This is a genomic window from Mucilaginibacter straminoryzae (assembly GCF_022953055.1).
In the GTDB taxonomy this organism is placed as follows: Bacteria; Bacteroidota; Bacteroidia; order Sphingobacteriales; family Sphingobacteriaceae; genus Mucilaginibacter; species Mucilaginibacter straminoryzae.
Genome location: NZ_JALJEJ010000001.1, coordinates 296920 through 316174 on the forward strand (window position 1 = coordinate 296920; position 19255 = coordinate 316174).

Below are 19255 nucleotides of genomic sequence, written 5' to 3' on the forward strand. Positions count from 1 at the left end.
TGTTTTTATTCAAAAAATTGTTTGATGTTGTTGTCTTCTGCGCTTTCCAGCTCGTCATAACTGCCCGTGATGTAACATTGCCCGTTAAGCAGCAGCGCTACCCTGTCGGCCGTCTTCTTTACACACTTCATGTCATGTGAAATAATGATAGAAGAGGTATGGTATTTCCTTTGCAGTTTTACAATCAGTTCATCTATTTCACGTGCGGTAACTGGGTCAAGGCCAGAGGTCGGCTCATCATAAAGAATGATCTCTGGTTTAAGGATCATGGTGCGGGCAAGGGCAATACGTTTGGCCATGCCGCCGGATAGCTCTGCGGGCATCATCTGCGCGGTATAGGCTAAACCCACGTTTTCCAGGGCTTCTTTTACCATGTCTTCTACCTCGGCTTCCGTCACCTCCAGCCAATGGCGGCGTAAAGAGAACTCGAGGTTTTCGCGCACGGTCATGGAATCATAAAGCGCGTTGCTTTGAAAAAGAAACCCTACCCGGGCACGCAGGCGGTCTAACTGCTGGTGATCCATCTGTGCAACATCATCGCCGAATACCTTTACTGTACCCTTATCCGGTTTAAGCAAACCGATGATGCACTTGATCAATACAGATTTACCGGAACCAGATTTGCCGAGCACCACCAGGTTTTCTTCTTTGCCGAGCGTGATGCTGAAGTCTTTAAGCACCTTGTTATCCCCAAAGCTTTTAAAGACATGGCTGATCTCTATCAGCGCCTGTTCTGCCTGGGTTTCTGTTACTGCCGACGGGTATGTTGTTGTTTCCATCGCCATTAGTTTAAACCTAAAAGGTCTGTCACCTGTACCACCAGCAGGTCGATGATGAAGATGATCACTGATGACAGCACCACGGCACTATTAGCCGAACTGCCCACTCCCCGCGTGCCTTTATTAGAATTATAGCCTTTGTAACAACCCACCATGCCAACGGCAAAGCCAAATAAAAAGGTCTTGATAAAGGCCGGGGTAAGGTCGCCGTATTGCAGGTTTTGAAATATCTGGGTAAAAAACAACCGGAAACTGGTAACGGCTTTAATATTAACGCCGATGTAAGCGCCGAACAGGCCGATGGCATCACTCAGAACAGTAAGTATCGGCAGCATCAATGTTGCTGCAAGAACGCGCGTAGCAACCAGGTATTTGTAAGGGTTGGTGCCGCTTACCTCCATGGCATCTATCTGTTCTGTCACTTTCATAGAGCCCAACTCGGCGCCGATGCTGCTGCCAATCTTACCCGCAAAGATGAGGGCGGTAATTACCGGGCCTATTTCGCGCACAATAGCAATACCTACCATCATGGGTAGTTTAGATTCTACACCATAGTAAACCAGCGAGGGCCGCAATTGCATGGTAAGCACTAGGCCCATAATAAACCCGGTAAGGCCGATAAGAGAAAAAGATCTGTAACCAATGGAATAACATTGAGACAAGAACTCGCGGACCTCGTAAGGCGGTTTGCTGGTTACTGAAAACAGCTGTCCTGTAAACCGGGCGATGCCGCCGGTTTCATTTAAAAACTCCCGTGTTTTGGTTGATGTAGCCATCGTAACTGTATAGGGTGTAAGTGAGCCTTCCGGCTGTTACAATGATCGGCTGGCGCAAGCGGAAAATGGTTGATACGCCTCATGGTTCGATGTGATATAGATCATTTATCGCTATGAATGAGGGTGTTAGCTTTGGGTAAAAATTAACTATGTCAACTTTTGCCTATCAAACAATCCGGAATACGGCCAAACACTGGTGGCTGGTATTAACCGGTGGCGTCGTTCTTACCCTGTTGGGTATCTGGATGCTTGTTTTTCCCGTACAATCTTATATTTCGCTAAGCTTTGCCTTTGCGTTGGTGATTCTTACCGCGGGCGTTTTCGAGTTTACGTTTGCAGTGTTTAACTTAACCGCAAAAGGATGGGGACTAACCTTACTGAGCGGTCTGGCAGATTTATTTATCGGTGGTTACCTGTATAGCCATCCCGCAATCACCATGACGTTGCTGCCATTTATCTTGGGCTTCTGGCTATTGTTCAGGGGGATATTAGCCATATGGGGCGCCTGGGGTGTAAAATCCTTTGGTTTTGACGATTGGGCCTGGCTGATGCTGGTGGGTATCGCTATTGTTCTTTTCGCCATTGTCGTACTAACCAATCCCTTATTCGGTGCATTGAATATTGTGATCTGGACGGGTGTTGCTTTTGTTTCAGCAGGGGCATTCAGGATTTACCTGTCGTTTAAACTCCGTGATTTAAAGAACAGGCTGCCTGGTCATTAAAACATTTTTTTCTGATAATATCTGTATGAGTTGGTGAAGCCTGCCCGATTTTGGGCAGGCTTTTTAGTGTTGGAACCAGGCTTTGTGAGTGCCGTTTACTTTCCACAACGATCTTTTTGATTACCTCGCTGCGGCCGTTTTTGCCTTTTCTGCCTGCTGCGTTTCTTCGGTATGTTCATCAACTTGAATTCCTTTTACACGATAAGCGTAAGGGAACAGGCAAGATTGCTCGGTTAGGCTGGGGCAAGCCGTGCCTTTATTAATCTGGTTGTACTTGCCTTTAAATTTCTTCAGATAAGTCATTTGATAAAGGTGTTTAGCGTTAGTGAATTTCCGGGTATATTAACAAAGGCATCTGGTGATTACTGATCATGTCCATGCAGGGCTGCTGGTTAAATAGGCGCCATAAGAAAGCATGCTTTTTGTGTACCATGGCAAGTAACCCCACGTGGTGCTTTTGGTTATATTGCTCTAATTGGTGGGTAACATCTTCTCCAAAAATGGTTTGATAGCTTATGTTCTTTATTTTTAATGCTGCTACCTGCTCCCTGAAACGCGCTATTGCTGCTTCTTCTCTTAAATCGGGTACTAAGGCAGGCTCCATCACATGGACGATCTGAATATCAAAATGCAGCAGCCCCACAATTTCAGCAAGAGCACCGATTGCTTTTAAATCACCGGCTGCCAGATCTGTTGCAAAGGTAACCCTGGTGATTTTATCAAAATGCATTTTATGCGGCACGATCATCACCGGGAGGTGTATATGGTTTATAACCGCTTTAATACTATCCCCTAACAAAAAGGGCATGTCTGTTTTGGTTCTTCCACCCATTACCACCAACCCCACATGGTGCGAATGGATAAGTGTTGTTACCGAATCTGCAAGCCCACCATATTCGCACAAAGTTTTAATCACCGGTTTCCCCGGTTCAAAGTCCGAAGTTTTCAAGTGGTTCTCTAATCTTTCCAGTTCCTTTTGCAGTTGTTGTTTACTGCTGTTCTGCACTAAAAAATATTCCTGCATTTGCCAGTTGGCAGCCTCGTCTGATGGCAGCATCGGGACGGTTACAAAAGTATTCAGCAGTAAAACGTTTGCTTTTATTTTGCCCGCCATAGCAATTGCTGCATCGGCAGCGTACTGCGCGGTTTCAGAGAAATCTGTAAGCACCAGGATGGTTTTCATGGATTAAGTGTTTTTAACACAAGGTCTTATTTTACAGTTGGTTAAATAATGATGAGGGTCATTGCGGCGCGTGTTTAGCCTCATGTAATGACGTGAGGAAGATCATGTAGGATTGGGCTGCCAGGTGCCAGTTTTGTTATCAGAAACATACACCAATAGACCGTTATGAAAACCCTTGAAAACAAAGTAGCGCTGGTAACCGGTGCGGGATCTGGAATAGGCAAAGCCATTGCCGAACTTTTTGCGCAGGAAGGTGCAAGTGTTATGCTGGCAGATGTACATCAGCAGAATATTGAAGCGGTAGCCAATGCTATTACAGCTAAGGGCGGCCGGGCGATGTGTTACGCGGCTGACATAGGTAACGAGGTAGATGTGCAATTGCTGATAGACTATACCTGCCGGATGTATAAGACCCTGGACATTCTGGTAAATAACGCCGGTGTGATGGATTCTTTTACCCCGGTTGCAGAAGTAACTAACGGACTATGGAACAAGGTGATCAATACTAATCTTACCGGTCCGTTCTACACTTCAAGGGCTGCCATCAGGTTGTTCCTGGAAAAGGGCAGCGGCAACATTGTCAATATCGCTTCCATTGGCGGGTTGTTCGGCGGGCGCGCAGGAGTAGCCTATACCGCTTCTAAACATGGCCTTATCGGGCTCACCAAGAATATCGGCTACCAGTATGCCGAAAAAAATATCCGCTGTAATGCCATTGCTCCGGGAGGCGTTAGCACCAACATTGTGCAGGGGATGGAAGTTGATCCGTTCGGATTTGAACGAATGAACGCTGGAACAGCTAATGTTACCCGCCAGGCAGATCCCATGGAAATTGCAGATGTAGCCTTGTACCTGGCTTCTGATCAATCAAGCTTTATTAACGGTGCTGTAGTTACTGCCGATGGCGGATGGACGGCCTACTAACCTAAACCCTTAACCAACCCGGAAAAGGAGTAAATAAATATATGAAAGCTATTTTAGTCCCTACGGACTTCTCTTTGGCTGCAGAAAACGCAGCTGTTTATGCCGTGCACCTGGCTGAAGCCATACGTGCAGATATTTTGTTATGCCACGCAATTAAAATACCATCCGAAGAGGCGGTAATAGCGGATGAGTACCGGCCCCTAGACGATTACATATCGGTAAGGAAGAAAGCAGACAGCGACCTGGAAATATTGATCCGGAAGTTGAGGCAGGAAAGAAACCATCATTTTTCGTATGAGCCCTATCACCCGGCGGTGCACCATCGGGTAGAGATCGGAGGGGTTACGGATGCATTACGGAATGTAGTGCTTGCAGAGAAACTGCCGTTTGCGGTAATGGGAATGTCCGGCGAGGGGGGCTTGAACAGGCTTTTCCTGGGGAGCAATGCGCGGAGTGTAATAGACAGGGCTGAGTTTCCGGTTTTGCTGATCCCATCAGATTGCACCTACAAGCCTGTGAAAAAAATAGCTTTCGCAACTAACCTGAATAAGAGCGACCTGCCCTTGCTTCAATGGCTTGTGAACATAGTTTCCCCACTGGGTACTGAAATTATACTGACCCACATTACTGCGGAAAAATATGATAAGGGGAAACACCAGCGACAGGTTGACGATTTTTTAAACCAGGTTTTAAGCGATATAAGCTATAACAAGGTGAATTATCGCGAGGTGAAGAGTATCGATGTAAGCCATGGTTTAGAATGGATGGTAGAACACGGGCATATTGATCTGCTGGCCATTGCCCACCAAAAGCCCGGCTTTTTTACCAATATTTTTGAAAGCAGCCATACGCAGCGTGTGGCTAAGCATATTCATCTGCCGTTGTTGGTGTTCCCCGGCCCGGATCGGCCGATGACAGTTCCCCTTTTTTAGTTAATGTTTACCCAATAACCTGTTTTTTATGAGCAATACCATTCAATGGCAGTTAGAGCCACGACATAGTTACCTTGAGTTTGAAATTCGCCACCTGTACATCACTTACGTAAAGGGGATGTTCAGGAAATTTGATGCTACCGTTACCAGTAACGGAACTGATTTTAACGAGGCAGTGGTGACCGCGAATATTGATATCGCTTCCGTTTTTACCAATGACGATGAAAGGGATGCGCACCTCCGCGGCGCGGATTTTTTTGATTCGGACCGCTACCCTCAGGCGACTTTTAAGAGTACGGATATTTCGGGCTCAAACGGCAAGTACCAGGTAAAGGGGATGCTAACAATAAAAGGCGTAACCAAAGAAACTACGCTGGATGTGACTTATCATGGCCGTAACATGGACCTGGATAGCCACTGGGTAGGCGGCTTCTCCATGACGGCGCTGATCAGCAGGAAGGATTTTGGCCTGGAATGGAACACCACTTTATTAGCAGGCGGCGGGTTGATCGGCGATGAAGTGAAGATCACTGCCGAACTGGAATTTATAGAAGGCAATCAATAAGGTGTAGAAGAGTAGGTACGCGATTCACTGGCTTACCCTTCTACAGCAGATTCTGTTTCAGCTCTGCTCGTAACGCCCGGTTTTAGTGGTGATTCTTATCCGGTAAACAATTAGGTCCATATCGGTACCAATGTCGCTTTCATTGGCGGTAATGCCGTGTGAAGGGTGCCCGCTGGGAGTGCTCACAAAAGGCATGATCCGGTGAATAAGCCCCTGCATGGCCTGTTGCTGTTCATCTATATCGGTAATCTCTTCAAACACGCCCCAGGCAATTACGCTTCTCCACCTGAAAATGCTTTCCATCTCATCGGCCTGGAAACAAACCTGCGGATTGCTGCGCATCATTTCTATCTTTTTACCCGGTCCGGAATGTGCGTAGATCATGCCGTCTTTATATAAATAGTTGATCGGCACAATGTAGGTTATCCCATCTGCGTGGCAGCCCAGTCGACCGGTTACCTGGCGTTTTAATAACTCATCAATCTGTTTTTCATTTAGTTCTCCCAGCATGGTCATTCATTTTTTATAAAGGTCGGCAATTGATTTGCCCGGTTGAATGATGCCGGCGGTAGAAAAGAAATGATCTGCATCACTAAACGTTTTACAGATCAGCCTGGCATGTTGTGAGCAGGGATGCTTATTACGGTCGTTGATAACGAAAATATAGGGAGTAGCAGCAGCGCCCAGTCCTTTTCCAGAATGATCCGGGCCTTGCAGAGCGTCAAATAATCAGGTGATTAGTGTCATTTTTTAGGGGGACGGTTTGCTACACTTTTGGATAAAGCAAATAAACCGTTATGAAAAAAATCAGTGCAGCCTTTGACGGGCTTAAATTTTCGGACGCAACCTTAGCCTATGCGATAGAAGCGGCGGTTAAAAGTAAAGCGGTTTTATCCGGGGTTTTTCTGGATGATTTTCTGTATCACAGCTATCACCTGTATGATATGGTAGGCAGCCGCGGGGTATCGGGCACCAAGATGAATCATCTTAATCAGAAAGATAAAGAAACCCGTAACCGGGCAGTGCAATCATTTGAAGACGCTTGTAAAAATGCCTCCGTTAAACACATCATACATCGCGATAAAAGTTTTGCATTGCAGGAATTGCTGAAAGAGACTGTCTACAGCGATTTGTTGATAATCAACACCGCCGAAACGTTCACGCATTTTGCAGATGAAGAGCCTACACAGTTCATAACCGGGTTGCTTGCAGATACCCAATGCCCTGTGCTGGTAACACCAGAGAAATTTCAGCCGATTGAACGGTTGGTGCTGTTGTATGATGGAAAGCCCTCTGCCGTATATGCTATTAAAATGTTCAACTACCTGATGCCCTGGCTGGCTAAACTACCGGTAGAGGTGCTTACCGTAATGGAACCCGAAGAGCTAGCCTTGCCGGATGATACCTTGATTAAAGAGTTTATACAGTGCCATTACCCGCAAGCAAAGTATACCGTATTGCATGGGAATGCTAAAGAACAGATTGTAAATTATTTAAAGCAGGCATCCGAACCGGCTTTGGTGGTTTCCGGGGCTTACCGCAGAAACAACGTTTCGATGTGGTTTAACACCAGTATGGCAGACGTGCTGATGAAAGAGCTGGATATGCCGCTATTTATTGCACATAATAAATAACTTTTAATTCCGGATTATGAAAAAGATTCTCGTCCTGACAGATTTCTCTGATAACGCTAACCATGCTGCCCAGGTGGCAGCAAGAATGGCGCTTCGCCTGCAAACAGACCTGCTGCTTTATAACGCTTACCTGAAGGCGCCAATGATACCGGTACTTGCTGAAAAACCGTGGAGCAGCGAAGGCGACCTGAGCTGGGGCGACAGCGCAGTAGAAAAGTTAGATCTGCTGGCAGGCGAACTACGCCTGGAAATAGAAAACATGGCAGAGGACGAACGTCGGCCAAAAGTATTTTGCAGCTATGGCGAGGGCGATCTGGGCGTTAGCGTTAAAAACCTATGTAAGGAACATCATATCGACCTGGTAGTGATGGGTAGCCGCGCGGGCGGTAGCATCAACCATTTGTTTTTTGGTAGCGATAGCGGTTCCGTAATCAACCAGGCCTGCGTTCCGGTGCTGGTAATCCCGCCGAAGAATGAACTGGATAGTATCGATCACATTATGCTGGCCACTAATTTTAATACCGGCGACTGGGAGGCCGTGAAATACCTGGTGGCGCTGAGCGAGATTTTTAAAAGCGAGATCAATATTGTACACGTGCAGCTAAGCGCAGACGAGCCGGATGTAAGCGAACAGGAACGCGCTAAATTTCTCAAACATCTGAATCAACTGCATAACAGCAAGATATCCTACCATCAGATCCGGGGGCGTAATGTACTTACGCGCCTAAGTCATTTATGTAAAGAATCCCGGGCAGATGTGCTTGCGCTTGTTCATCATAAACGTTCTTTATTAGAAGGTTTGCTACAGCAGTCTGTAAGTAAAAAGGCTTTAAGCGCGCAGAAACTGCCGCTACTAATCTTCCCCTCGATGAGCTAAACTTTTATGGCAGGGAAAAGCAAAACAGGTAACCCCTTCCCGTTTCGGGGCTTAAGTGCGCAGGAGGTATTGACCGCCCGCAAGCAATTCGGCGAAAATACTTTTGGTAAACCTGCCAATGTTTTATGGGCAAGCTTTAAAAAGAGCTTTCTCGACCCGGTTTTTCTGCTGTTGATCCTGGCAGCGGTGCTTTATCTGTTGCTTAACCAGGTGGCCGAGGCGGTGTACATGACGGCTGCCGTAATCGTGATTGCGTCCATCTCTTTTTACCAGGAGAATAAGAGCGGCAAGGCACTTGATGCACTTCAGAAAATTACCGCGCCGCATGCCAAAGTAATACGCAACAGCGAGGTTGCGCTAATCCCCCAGCAAGAGCTGGTGGTGGGCGATTACGTTGTGGCCGAAGAAGGCATTGTACTGCCTGCCGATGGCGAAGTGGTTCAGGCCAATGATTTTTCGGTAAATGAATCGCTATTGACCGGTGAAGCGGTAGCTGTTTTCAAAAATACAGATAACGATAATAACCGGGTTTACCAGGGTACTACGGTTTCGTCCGGCCTGGCGGTATATCAGGCTACGCAGGTAGGTGCGGCAACACGCATGGGCGGGATTGCCCACTCGCTGGGCGAGATCAAATCAGAACCATCCCCACTCGAGAAAAAGATCAACCGTTTCGTAACCCGGATGTCGCTCGTCGGCCTTGCCGTGTTCGTTATGGTATGGGCGGTTCACTACTTCCGCTCGGGGCTGCTTGCAGATAGCCTTTTGCAGGCGTTAACCCTGGCCATGTCTATTTTGCCCGAAGAAATACCGGTGGCTTTTTCTACGTTTATGGCCCTTGGCGCCTGGCGGCTGATGCAGAAAGGCATCATCGCCAAAGATGTTAAGACGGTAGAGGCCCTGGGTGCGGCTACGGTTATTTGCCTGGACAAAACAGGTACCATCACCGAGAACGAGATGAAGCTGGAACAGGTCTATCATTATGCAGCTGGTCAGCTATTTTCATCGTCAGATTTTACAGGTGTTGCAGCGGCAGAAGTGGTTACCTATGGCATGTGGGCCAGCGAGCCGGTGCCGTTTGATCAGATGGAGAAAACCCTGCATCATTTATATGCCGAGGTTGCCCAGGATGATCAGCGGCGATATTATCACCTGGTACACGAATATCCGCTGGCGGGCCGCCCGCCGATGATGACCCACGTATTTGAAAATGAACGCGGCGACCGCATTATTTCAGCAAAAGGCGCCCCTGAAAAGATCATTTCGGTAGCTAAATTGACAACGCAGGAGACACAACGGCTGAAAACAATTGTGGCCGGGCTGAATGCAAAAGGGTACCGGGTACTGGCTGTTGCCGAGGGTAGTATGAATGATGCAGCATTTCCTGCAAATCAGGAGGATTTTGATTTTCGCTTCGTAGGGCTTTTGGCCTTTTACGATCCACCCAAAAAAGGGATTAACCACGTCTTTAATCAGTTTTACCAGGCAGGTATCGCCGTAAAAATAATCACCGGCGACAGTACGGAAACAGCCCGCGCTATAGCCGTGCAAGCGGGTATCCGTGAAGCCGAAAAAACGATGGAAGGGAATGAGCTGATGGCGCTGGATGACGAGGCGCTGAAGCAAGCGGTAACCGATACCACTGTTTTCACGCGCATGTACCCGGAAGCCAAGCTAAAAATCATTCAAACGCTTAAAGCATTAGGCCATGTGGTAGCCATGACAGGCGATGGCGTAAACGATGCCCCTGCACTTAAAGCAGCGCATATTGGTATTGCTATGGGTAAGCGTGGGGCCGAAACCGCAAGGGAAGCCGCATCGCTGGTGTTATTGAAAGATAAGCTGGACAAAATGGTAGATGCCATTGCCATGGGCCGTGGTATCTCATTGAATCTGAAAAAAGCAGTAAGGTATATCATCTCTATTCATATTCCTATTATCCTGATCGTGACCATCCCCCTGATGCTGCATTGGGTTTACCCGGATATTTTTTCGCCTGTACACGTGGTTTTCCTGGAACTGGTAATGGGGCCAACCTGTTCAATTGCCTATGAAAATGAGCCAGGCGGAAAGTTTTTGATGACTATGCCCCCGCGCGTCGTAACCGGTGACCTGCTTTCGTTCCGCGAACTTGGTACTGCCCTTGTCCAGGGGTTGGCTATTACCGCAGGTACTTTACTGGTTTACCAGGGAAGCGTCTATCTGCAGCAGGGCGAACACGTTACCCGGGCATTGGTCTTTATTGCCTTAATCAGTTCAAATATCTTTCTAACCTTGACTGACCGAGCCCTATACAAAGCAAAAAATGGCAGCCGTTTTCAGCGTAATATTGTTCTTCGCCTGGTTATCATAATCACGCTGTTACTCGTTGCCGTTATTTTTACAGTACCGCCGATCAGAAATTTTTTCGGTTTTGCTATCCCTGCGTTTTGGCTTGTTCTAACCGCTACAGGCGTAGGCCTTTTAAGCGTGATGTGGTTCGATCTGGTGAAAAAAGAGGTGAGTGTAAAGCGTTGAAAATTAGAATTTCCCGACCAATTATGTTGTGGGTTTTCTTAAAACGAAAGCGTAACGTGCGTCCTGACGAAATGTTGCCCGCATATCGCATAATATCTCAAAACCATTATTTATTTTAAACCGAATATACTATTTTAGTAAAAGCCAGCCTTTGTTAATTTCTTGAGAATCAATTTCTGCGGCAGCTTTTAATAAACCGGTTTTGATGTTTTGCTAAGGATGTTATGACAGATACGCTCCTATCCGATCACTTACTACAGGTGCTTTATGACAGCATGACGGATACGGCTATCTGCCTGCTGGATGAAAACGGCCTTATTGCTGATTGGAACCAAGGGGCAGAGCGCCTATACCAGGCCGGCGCTGATAGCGCATTGGGCAAGAGCGGCGCTGAGCTTTTTAAAAACATTGATTTTCAGCAGGCGCTTTCCATCGCCTTTAGTACCGGGCGTTTTGAACAGGAATGGACTTTGGCGGTCGGCAATGGGAGAAAGGCCCTGGTAATGATACAGCCGGTTTATACCGATGGCCAATTAAGAGGTTATAGTTTACTTTGCCGCAGCCTTTTTTACGAGAAAAAGTTTGGCAATTTTAGTTCGGTTACTTCCGGGCAGCTTCATACAGACAGCCTTTTCCAGCAACTGATAGAACATAGCTACTCGGGTATCAGCTTGTTGGATGCTGATCTGAATATGGTTTACCGCAGTCCTTCAGCTGCGCGTATCACCGGTTTTACCGATAATGCCCGTGCCGAAGCTTCGATTAACGAGATGATCCACCCGGCAGATCAGGCCGAGGTTAAAGGGCTTCTCGAGGAATTGCTGCATTCGCCAGGTAGTTCACGCACCTGTTTTTTTCGCACCCGCCATTTCCAGGGACATTTTATTGAATTAGAATGCGTTTTTACCAATCTGCTGGAAGTGCAGGGTATCAATGCCATCGTACTTAATTTTCATGATGTGACCAAAAGCAGGGCTTCGGAAGCCCATCTGGAGGCCATGATGCACGAGCTTTCTGCTTATAAGTATGCATTGGATGAGGCCGCTATCGTTGCGGTAACAGACCAGACCGGCCGTATCACCCACGTTAATGATTATTTCTGCCGTATATCTGGTTATACGCGCGAAGAATTGCTTGGGCAAGACCACCGGATCATTAACTCGGGCTATCATGAAAAGGAAGTGATACGCGAATTGTGGCGGACAATTGCAGCAGGAAAGATCTGGTACGGCGAATTGTGTAACCGTGCTAAAGACGGACATTTCTATTGGGTTGCCACCACCATTGTTCCTTTTCTGAATCAACAAGGTAAGCCGTACAGGTACATGGCGATCAGGTTTGATATTACCGCTGCCAAGCATGCCGATGAAGAGCTGCGCCGGAAGAGCGAGCAGATCAGCGATTTACTGGAGGGAATCTCAGATGGGTTTCTGGCACTGGACGATCAACTTCGTTACACCTATGTTAACGCGCAGGTATGTAAGATGCTGGGGTTAAAGGCGGAGCAGCTGCTCGGGCGCTATGTGTGGGATCTTTTCCCTGATGCGGTAGGGTCTAAAACCTATGACGCAATTATGAAGGCCCATCGTGAACGGGTGCCCGTCATAAATGAAGATTATTATCCGCCGCTTGATCTCTGGCAGGAAAACCGGATATATCCGGGTAATAACGGCTTATCGATATTCATCAGCGATATTTCATTGCGCAAAAGGGTAGAGATGGAGAAAGCGCTGCTCAGCGAGATCAGCCTTATTTTTAATCACCAGGACAGTATGGCCGCTTCGCTCTCACAGGCGCTTCAGCGTTTGATTGATTTTTCGGGGGCAAGATTGGGTGAGGCCTGGCTGATCAGTTCGGAACCCGATCAGCTTTTTCTGATTGCTAACGCTACAACAGATGAAAAGGTTGGCCGCGTTTTTCAAATCGACAAGCAGGAGCGGACAATGCCTGTGGGTAAGGGCCTGCCGGGAGCTACTTTTGCCAAAGGGAAACCTGAATATTGGGAAGACCTTCCTCATCATCCGGAATTTATCCGTAAGGCCGCAGCCGCAGAAGCAGGTATCCATGCCGCTATCGGCATCCCCTTGCAGAACGTCGGCGAAAGGTTAGGCGTGATTTTATTAGGTTTCGACGCCACCCATCCTAGTCAGCTTTCGGAGCAATTCCTGATACAGTTAAGGGAGTACATGGGGGCAGAGGTTAGGCGTAAACAACTGAAGCGTGAGCTTCAGCAGATTTTTGAATCGGTACCGGACGTGATCTGCACCATAGGTGAAGACAGACGTTATAAACGGGTGAACAAAGCCATGTGCGATATATTTGGCTATACCGAAGCAGAACTGCTGAATAAGCGGATTGATGACCTGATCCACCCGGATGAGGTAGAAGACAGCCGGAAACGGACCGTCTATTTTCGGAAGGCCAAGCTGGAAACCATGTATTTCGAAAACCGCTACCTTACCAAATCCGGGAAGGTGCTTCACCTGGCATGGACCGTCCGTAAAGCCACAGAAAAAGGTGTGCTGTTTTGTGTAGCGAAGGATATTACTGAAAAGAAAGAACTGGAGCAGCTGTTGCAAAAGGCTAGCGAGCTGGCACGAATAGGTACCTGGGAGGTCAACCTGGAAACAGGCGGTGTGTTTTGGTCGACGGTAATGATAGAAATTCTGGAAGTGCCACCAGATTTTAAACCGAAATCAGGGGACAGGGTATTGTTTTGCACAGGAGAACACCTGCGACAGCTTGATGAGGGGCTCGATAATGTGAAAACCAGGAAGCAGCCATTTGATCTGGAACTGGAAATAACCACCTATAAGGGACAGCAAAAATGGATTAGGATGCTGGGGCAGGGCGAATACCAGCGCGATAAGTGCATTCGTATTTATGGTAGTTTGCAGGATATTGATGCGCGAAAACGGGCACAGTTGGAGCTGATGGAAAAGGCAGAGCAGTTAGCCATTTCGGGAGAGCGCTACAGCGAGCTGTTTCATATGAGCCCTTTGCCAATGTGGGTTTTCGACCTCGAAACCTTAGCGTTTCTGGACGTTAATGAAGCAGCGCTTTTGCATTATGGCTATACACGAGAAGAGTTAATGAGCATGACCATAAGGGATATCCGCCCGGCTGATGAACTTCCTCGTCTGCATGCTGTGATAAAGGATGCGCATCGGCGGCAATTTCAGCATAGGCCGGGGATTTTTACACACATTAAGAAGAACGGCGAGCAGATACAGGTAGAAATTGTCAGTAGTTCTATTAATTACCAGGGAAGGTCGGCACGCCTGGCATTGATGCTGGATGTGACGGAACGTAACCGCCACCTGGCAGAGATTGAAGCACAGAACAGAAGGCTTCGCGATATCTCCTGGTTGCAGTCGCACGTTATCCGGGCGCCTTTGTCGCGGTTGATGGGTTTGGTTAATCTTTTAGAGCATACCGGTGTCGATGAAGATGAGTACCACGAAGTGATCAGCTATATTCGTTTGTCTGCCAACGAATTGGATCGGGTGATTCACGATATTACCTCGAGCGCAGCAGGAAACTCTGCCGGTTGATCGGAAGGCCAGGTAGTCCCTTGTGTAAAAATTAAATGACCGCCTTAAATCCCGCGGCCCCGTGCTTAACTTGCGCCCTCAATATTACTACAATCTACATGAAGGGTTTTTTCTTTTTTCTTTGTTTCATTTCTTTTTCTGCTTTCTGCCTGGCACAGCAAGCCTATCCGGCTGCCGCTCCACTTCCCAAAAAGAATATTTCCATCTTTGGTAGAGGACTATACCCCGGCGATGATGCCACGTATGAGTTGCTGAAGAAGAGTGGTTTTAAAACGTTGCTGCTCTCCAGTTTTTATATTCATGCAGACGGTGATCTTTACTCGGGCGATTCCCACCTGCCGATCATCCACAATGGCAAATGGGTAGGTGATTCTGCTTATGTAGTGCGCGTTAAGAATCTGAAAAAGCATTCTTCCATTTCGCGCATTGAGATATTGTTAGAAGGCCGGTGGTATGGGCAGCCACCTAATACGTTCGATTTCATCCGCGATTGGTACGATCCTTCTAAAACAGTACCCGGCATTGTAACCGGTATTGGCGAACAAAGCACTTTATTCAATATCTGTAAGGTATTGAAGGAGGTATTGGGTGCCGATGCGTTTTGTATTGATGATGAATCTGTTTATGACAGCCCATCTATTATTGCCATGGGTAAGATCGCCGCTAAGCTGAACATGCACATGACGCTATGCCCTTTCACCAAATACAGTTACTGGGGGGATATTTTAAGGGCTTCTGATGAAAAGGTGGTGGATGCGCTGTACCTGCAATGTTATGATGGCGGCGCAAGAAACGATATTAAAGACTGGGTAACGGCCTTAAAGCCACAACAACCCATCTACCCCATTTTTATGGTGCGTGGTTCATTCGGTACGTGCGATAGTTACAAGGGAAGCAAATCTGTTGATGAAATCAGGGCGCAGCTGAAGGGATTTAAAAGTGATTATCCGGCTATGAGTGGCGCATCCATTTGGCAGATGGATGATGTAAAGAAATTTGTTTCGATGGGGTGCGCAGTGAAAAATCCTGCATCGGGCACTGCTACAGATGTAGCCCAGTTCTTAAAACAGTTAAAAACTACCTTTAAGAGGGAGTTATAAGGAGAAAGTAGCAGTAAGCCGCAAATCGGGCTTACTGCATGATATACTTTATTCCTTAATAAATTTCAGGAACTCCTCATTAAACTTCGGCGTCTCTTCCAGGTAGGTTAAGTGCCCGCTTTTCTCAAAAGTAACCAGCCTGGCATCTTTGATACCCTGGTGAAGTTGCTGCGCCATAGCATAAGCTACAATGGCATCATCTACGGCATGAAAGATAATCGTAGGCACGTTGATCTTCGGCAGATCGTCCCGTAAATCGCTGTCGCAAAGTGCGGTTAAGGCTTTATCCATAGCGTATGGTGCAGCCAGCGAACTTGAAGCACCCAGCCATGCGCCGATACCGGCATTTAGTGAATCGGCATTCAGGGTAAGTTTGCTGCCTACAGCCCCTAACATCGCAGGGCGGTCTACCTTCAGCAGTTCAATCCACGAAGTCACATCTTCTTTAGTGAATAGCGGAAAGTCGTAGTCCGGTAATTTAGTATGCCTTGGTGTTGCTGCAGAGAATAAGGCCAGTTTACTGATATGTTCGCCATTATATTTTGCTGTAAAGTGTAAAGCAATTGCGCCACCCATAGAATGCCCGCCAAGGACAGCGTTCTCAATTTCCAGAGTTTCCAGCACTACTTTGATATCGTCTGCAAAAACGTCAAAATCGTAAGTACCATACGGTTTATCAGATAAGCCAAAGCCGCGCATGGTGATACTGATGACCCTGTAACCGGCTTCAATCAACGTGTGGTACTGGTATTCATAAGTTTCGTTGCCCAGTGGGTAGCCGGGGATGAGCACTACTGCGGGGCCTTCGCCAAGGTCTGTAATATGTAGGTTTACATTTGGTTCAACTTCAATGTAAGTTGGCCTGCCTGCCGATGCAGTTTTTCTGTTGTTAAAGGTACTTGATTTCATGTTTGTATCGTTTTATTGAAAAGTTTCGATCCTAATCAATCCCGTTCTGTCGAAACAGGCCGGGATGGATTAACGGCATGACTATTTTCAATAGACCGGCCATGTGTTTGTTGCTTGATATACAGCAAGTTGAGCTATTTTTTAGATTCTGTGGTGTTCCGATATATCGTTAATTTACGGGCGATGAGTAAACTAAAAATGCTGAAACAGGGTTAACGCCAGGATTGAAAATGTTCTTATGCGTTGCTTAGAACTGATAGGACAAATACAATAGCTGCTAATGAAAATCAGGCATTATGGCGCATTACGGAAAGTTCATGAAATTTCTTTTGCCAGAAAGGAGCTGTTGAGTATCGCCAATAAACCGTGGGTCGTAAAATAACGATATAGCGTTATGGAAATTTAACAGTAAATTTTTAAATAACTGATTTTCAATTATTTATTTTACGGCATATTAATGGCAAAACACTAAACGACAACAAACAACACAATTAAACATAAAACGTATCAGTTATGAAAATCACAGTAAAAGACGGAACAGAGATTTATTACAAAGATTGGGGCACCGGACAACCAATTGTATTCCATCACGGCTGGCCATTATCAAGTGATGACTGGGATGCACAAATGATGTTCTTTGTACAAAAGGGATACCGTGTTATCGCTCACGACCGTCGTGGCCATGGCAGATCAGGTCAGGAATCAGAAGGACATAACATGGAAACTTACGTGAACGACGTAAACGAGTTGATGACAGCATTAGATCTTAAAGATGCGATCCACGTTGGTCACTCTACAGGTGGCGGCGAAGTAATTGCTTATGTAGCAAAATATGGCAAAGGGCTGGTTTCTAAAGCTGTCCTGATCAGCGCGGTTACACCGATCATGGTACAATCAGAATCAAATCCTGAAGGTGTTCCAATGTCGGTATTTGACGAAATTCGCCAGGGTACTGCCTTTAACCGTCCGCAATATTTCCAGGATTTTACCATTCCTTTCTACGGTTACAACCGCGAAGGTGCAAAAGTATCTCAGGGTATCCGCGACAACTGGTGGCGCCAGGGCATGATGGGCAGCGTAAAAGCACATCATGATGGTATCAAAGCATTCTCTGAAACTGATTTCACCGAAGATCTGAAAAGCGTAGATATCCCGGTGCTGGTATTGCACGGCGAAGACGACCAGATTGTACCTTACGCAATTTCTGCCCCTAAAGCAGCTAATTTATTAAAGAACGGTAAACTGATCTCTTATCCGGGCTTCCCTCACGGTATGCCAACTACAGAGGCAGCTACTATCAACGCAGATATTTTAGCGTTCATTCAATCATAACATCACCATCTGCATATGTATAAGCAAAGAGGCGTCTGCAAAGGCGCCTTTTTCCGTATCAGGTTTTGCGAAGTATCCTGCTATTCATTGTATGGCTTATTGTCGTAAAATGGCGATATGTCATTAATCCGGAGAAAATGATATTTGATTAATGTGTTAAAAATGAGTTAGATAGATCGGGTTTGCCTTTTGCATAGAACTCATTAAACTTTAACAGCAATGGCTATACATACCACCAATACGCTTACCAAAGTACAGATTATTATCATGTCTGTAACGGCGGGTATTTGCGTAGCTAACGTATACTATATTCAACCCATCCTGAATACCGTCGCTGCCAGCATCCACATTCCGGGCCATTCCGCCGGGATCCTCGCTGTGCTTGCACAGGCGGGTTACGGCCTGGGGCTTTTCTTTCTGACACCCATTGGTGATAAAGTGGACCGTAAGAAACTGATCTTGTGGCTACAAGTATTACTGGCGGCCTCGCTTCTGGTTACAGGTTTAAGCAAGAATATTTATGTGTTATACTTATGCAGCGTCCTCATCGGTACTTTTGCCGTGGCTGCGCAGGTGATCTTGCCTATGGCAGCCAGCATTGTCACTACAGACCGCGGTAAGATTGTTGGACTCATCTTTACCGGTATCCTTGCCGGAGTATTGGCGGCCAGGGTCTTTAGTGGTTTCATTACAGATCTGCTGGGCTGGCATTATGTATACCTGATTTCTGCAGGTATGGTTACCATTTCAGCTATCCTGATGCAGGCCGACTTCCCTTCGACGACTGACCGTTTCAGGGGGAATTATTTCGAGCTGCTGCATTCTGCTGTTTACCAGTTTAAACGCTTCTCTAAACTTAGGACGAGCGCAATCATCGGCGGTCTGATGTTTGGCACGCTAAGTTCTTTCTGGACTACCTTAACTTTTCACCTCAGTGGAGCGCCATTTAATTATAAGGCTACCACTATCGGTTTGTTTGGTATTCTGGCTGCGGCCAGCGCCTTACTGGTGCCTGCCTTTGGTAAACTGGCAGATAAGGGAAACGTTAACCGCTCCTTGGTGATCACAATTAGTATGGTGCTCTTAAGTATTGTTATTCAGTTTATTTTCCCATCCTCTTTACCCGTGCTCTGCCTGTCAGTAATTCTGTTAGACATTGGTGTGCAGGCTACCCAGGTTACCAATATCGCCGTGATCTATGGCCTGGATGCCACGGCCAACAGCCGGATTAACACCATGTATATGACCATCTATTTCCTGGGCGGCGCGGGCGGGGCTTATGCAGGGGTACTCAGTTGGAACCATTTTCAATGGAACGGCGTGTTAGGGCAGATGTTGCTGCTCTCACTGATAGCTATGGCAATTGTATTTCTCAGAAGAAACAAAGACAAGAAACAAGAGGCGTTGGATGGTCGCGAACTTCACAATGAATTAGCTCACAATTAAAAACG

The 19255-nt window shown here is 46.8% G+C and carries 17 protein-coding genes; 11 read left to right on the forward strand and 6 right to left on the reverse strand.

Features of this window, described 5'->3' with window-relative positions; all coding sequences use genetic code 11:
• Nucleotides 1-5: 5 nt before the first annotated feature.
• Nucleotides 6-779, reverse strand: a complete 774-nt coding sequence (locus tag MUY27_RS01405; protein ID WP_245128176.1) for an ABC transporter ATP-binding protein — start codon at nucleotides 777-779, stop codon at nucleotides 6-8.
• A 5-nt stretch (nucleotides 780-784) separates the two neighbouring features.
• On the reverse strand, nucleotides 785-1555 hold the full coding sequence (locus MUY27_RS01410; RefSeq protein ID WP_245128177.1) for an MlaE family ABC transporter permease: 771 nt from the start codon (nucleotides 1553-1555) through the stop codon (nucleotides 785-787).
• Nucleotides 1556-1704: 149 nt separating this feature from the next.
• Between MUY27_RS01410 and MUY27_RS01415 the strand changes: the two genes are divergently transcribed.
• Nucleotides 1705-2277: an HdeD family acid-resistance protein gene (locus MUY27_RS01415; protein ID WP_245128178.1), complete on the forward strand. Its 573-nt coding sequence runs from the start codon at nucleotides 1705-1707 to the stop codon at nucleotides 2275-2277.
• 120 nt (nucleotides 2278-2397) lie between these two features.
• Here MUY27_RS01415 and MUY27_RS01420 read toward each other — a convergent pair whose 3' ends face one another.
• Nucleotides 2398-2580, reverse strand: a complete 183-nt coding sequence (locus MUY27_RS01420) for a hypothetical protein (RefSeq protein ID WP_245128179.1) — start codon at nucleotides 2578-2580, stop codon at nucleotides 2398-2400.
• Between the two features lie 19 nt (nucleotides 2581-2599).
• A complete protein-coding gene (locus MUY27_RS01425) occupies nucleotides 2600-3460 on the reverse strand; it encodes a universal stress protein (protein ID WP_245128180.1) in 861 nt (286 codons plus the stop codon).
• 165 nt (nucleotides 3461-3625) lie between these two features.
• Between MUY27_RS01425 and MUY27_RS01430 the strand changes: the two genes are divergently transcribed.
• Genes MUY27_RS01430 through MUY27_RS01440 form a run of 3 tightly spaced genes read left to right on the forward strand, consistent with a single transcriptional unit; the run spans nucleotide 3626 to nucleotide 5881 of the window.
• Nucleotides 3626-4384: a glucose 1-dehydrogenase gene (locus MUY27_RS01430; RefSeq protein WP_245128181.1), complete on the forward strand. Its 759-nt coding sequence runs from the start codon at nucleotides 3626-3628 to the stop codon at nucleotides 4382-4384.
• Between the two features lie 41 nt (nucleotides 4385-4425).
• On the forward strand, nucleotides 4426-5316 hold the full coding sequence (locus MUY27_RS01435; protein WP_245128182.1) for a universal stress protein: 891 nt from the start codon (nucleotides 4426-4428) through the stop codon (nucleotides 5314-5316).
• 28 nt (nucleotides 5317-5344) lie between these two features.
• Nucleotides 5345-5881, forward strand: a complete 537-nt coding sequence (locus MUY27_RS01440; protein WP_245128183.1) for a YceI family protein — start codon at nucleotides 5345-5347, stop codon at nucleotides 5879-5881.
• A 57-nt stretch (nucleotides 5882-5938) separates the two neighbouring features.
• On the opposite strand, the gene MUY27_RS01445 is transcribed toward MUY27_RS01440, so the two are convergent.
• A complete protein-coding gene (locus MUY27_RS01445; RefSeq protein ID WP_245128184.1) occupies nucleotides 5939-6391 on the reverse strand; it encodes a pyridoxamine 5'-phosphate oxidase family protein in 453 nt (150 codons plus the stop codon).
• 287 nt (nucleotides 6392-6678) lie between these two features.
• Here MUY27_RS01445 and MUY27_RS01450 point away from each other — a divergent pair, with 287 nt between their 5' ends.
• From MUY27_RS01450 to MUY27_RS01470, 5 genes are all read left to right on the forward strand, one after another.
• Nucleotides 6679-7515: a universal stress protein gene (locus tag MUY27_RS01450; RefSeq protein WP_245128185.1), complete on the forward strand. Its 837-nt coding sequence runs from the start codon at nucleotides 6679-6681 to the stop codon at nucleotides 7513-7515.
• 16 nt (nucleotides 7516-7531) lie between these two features.
• On the forward strand, nucleotides 7532-8392 hold the full coding sequence (locus MUY27_RS01455) for a universal stress protein (RefSeq protein ID WP_245128186.1): 861 nt from the start codon (nucleotides 7532-7534) through the stop codon (nucleotides 8390-8392).
• 6 nt (nucleotides 8393-8398) lie between these two features.
• Nucleotides 8399-10909 (forward strand): cation-translocating P-type ATPase, encoded by a 2511-nt coding sequence (locus MUY27_RS01460; RefSeq protein ID WP_245128187.1) that lies wholly within the window; start codon nucleotides 8399-8401, stop codon nucleotides 10907-10909.
• Between the two features lie 224 nt (nucleotides 10910-11133).
• Nucleotides 11134-14463 (forward strand): PAS domain S-box protein, encoded by a 3330-nt coding sequence (locus tag MUY27_RS01465; RefSeq protein WP_245128188.1) that lies wholly within the window; start codon nucleotides 11134-11136, stop codon nucleotides 14461-14463.
• A gap of 98 nt (nucleotides 14464-14561) precedes the next feature.
• Complete coding sequence (locus tag MUY27_RS01470) at nucleotides 14562-15563, forward strand: hypothetical protein (protein WP_245128189.1); 1002 nt, start codon at nucleotides 14562-14564, stop codon at nucleotides 15561-15563.
• Between the two features lie 48 nt (nucleotides 15564-15611).
• On the opposite strand, the gene MUY27_RS01475 is transcribed toward MUY27_RS01470, so the two are convergent.
• Nucleotides 15612-16472, reverse strand: a complete 861-nt coding sequence (locus MUY27_RS01475; RefSeq protein WP_245128190.1) for an alpha/beta fold hydrolase — start codon at nucleotides 16470-16472, stop codon at nucleotides 15612-15614.
• Between the two features lie 513 nt (nucleotides 16473-16985).
• On the opposite strand from MUY27_RS01475, the gene MUY27_RS01480 reads away from it, so the two are divergent.
• Nucleotides 16986-17804 (forward strand): alpha/beta fold hydrolase, encoded by an 819-nt coding sequence (locus MUY27_RS01480; RefSeq protein ID WP_245128191.1) that lies wholly within the window; start codon nucleotides 16986-16988, stop codon nucleotides 17802-17804.
• Between the two features lie 219 nt (nucleotides 17805-18023).
• On the forward strand, nucleotides 18024-19250 hold the full coding sequence (locus MUY27_RS01485; protein ID WP_245128192.1) for an MFS transporter: 1227 nt from the start codon (nucleotides 18024-18026) through the stop codon (nucleotides 19248-19250).
• Nucleotides 19251-19255: the final 5 nt, after the last annotated feature.

What these genes read in the sequence shown, in the direction of transcription:
- MUY27_RS01405 (WP_245128176.1), bottom strand. Translation starts at nt 779, where the DNA reads ATGGAAACAACAACATACCCGTCGGCAGTAACAGAAACCCAGGCAGAA.
- MUY27_RS01410 (WP_245128177.1), bottom strand. Translation starts at nt 1,555, where the DNA reads ATGGCTACATCAACCAAAACACGGGAGTTTTTAAATGAAACCGGCGGC.
- MUY27_RS01415 (WP_245128178.1), top strand. Translation starts at nt 1,705, where the DNA reads ATGTCAACTTTTGCCTATCAAACAATCCGGAATACGGCCAAACACTGG.
- MUY27_RS01420 (WP_245128179.1), bottom strand. Translation starts at nt 2,580, where the DNA reads ATGACTTATCTGAAGAAATTTAAAGGCAAGTACAACCAGATTAATAAA.
- MUY27_RS01425 (WP_245128180.1), bottom strand. Translation starts at nt 3,460, where the DNA reads ATGAAAACCATCCTGGTGCTTACAGATTTCTCTGAAACCGCGCAGTAC.
- MUY27_RS01430 (WP_245128181.1), top strand. Translation starts at nt 3,626, where the DNA reads ATGAAAACCCTTGAAAACAAAGTAGCGCTGGTAACCGGTGCGGGATCT.
- MUY27_RS01435 (WP_245128182.1), top strand. Translation starts at nt 4,426, where the DNA reads ATGAAAGCTATTTTAGTCCCTACGGACTTCTCTTTGGCTGCAGAAAAC.
- MUY27_RS01440 (WP_245128183.1), top strand. Translation starts at nt 5,345, where the DNA reads ATGAGCAATACCATTCAATGGCAGTTAGAGCCACGACATAGTTACCTT.
- MUY27_RS01445 (WP_245128184.1), bottom strand. Translation starts at nt 6,391, where the DNA reads ATGCTGGGAGAACTAAATGAAAAACAGATTGATGAGTTATTAAAACGC.
- MUY27_RS01450 (WP_245128185.1), top strand. Translation starts at nt 6,679, where the DNA reads ATGAAAAAAATCAGTGCAGCCTTTGACGGGCTTAAATTTTCGGACGCA.
- MUY27_RS01455 (WP_245128186.1), top strand. Translation starts at nt 7,532, where the DNA reads ATGAAAAAGATTCTCGTCCTGACAGATTTCTCTGATAACGCTAACCAT.
- MUY27_RS01460 (WP_245128187.1), top strand. Translation starts at nt 8,399, where the DNA reads ATGGCAGGGAAAAGCAAAACAGGTAACCCCTTCCCGTTTCGGGGCTTA.
- MUY27_RS01465 (WP_245128188.1), top strand. Translation starts at nt 11,134, where the DNA reads ATGACAGATACGCTCCTATCCGATCACTTACTACAGGTGCTTTATGAC.
- MUY27_RS01470 (WP_245128189.1), top strand. Translation starts at nt 14,562, where the DNA reads ATGAAGGGTTTTTTCTTTTTTCTTTGTTTCATTTCTTTTTCTGCTTTC.
- MUY27_RS01475 (WP_245128190.1), bottom strand. Translation starts at nt 16,472, where the DNA reads ATGAAATCAAGTACCTTTAACAACAGAAAAACTGCATCGGCAGGCAGG.
- MUY27_RS01480 (WP_245128191.1), top strand. Translation starts at nt 16,986, where the DNA reads ATGAAAATCACAGTAAAAGACGGAACAGAGATTTATTACAAAGATTGG.
- MUY27_RS01485 (WP_245128192.1), top strand. Translation starts at nt 18,024, where the DNA reads ATGGCTATACATACCACCAATACGCTTACCAAAGTACAGATTATTATC.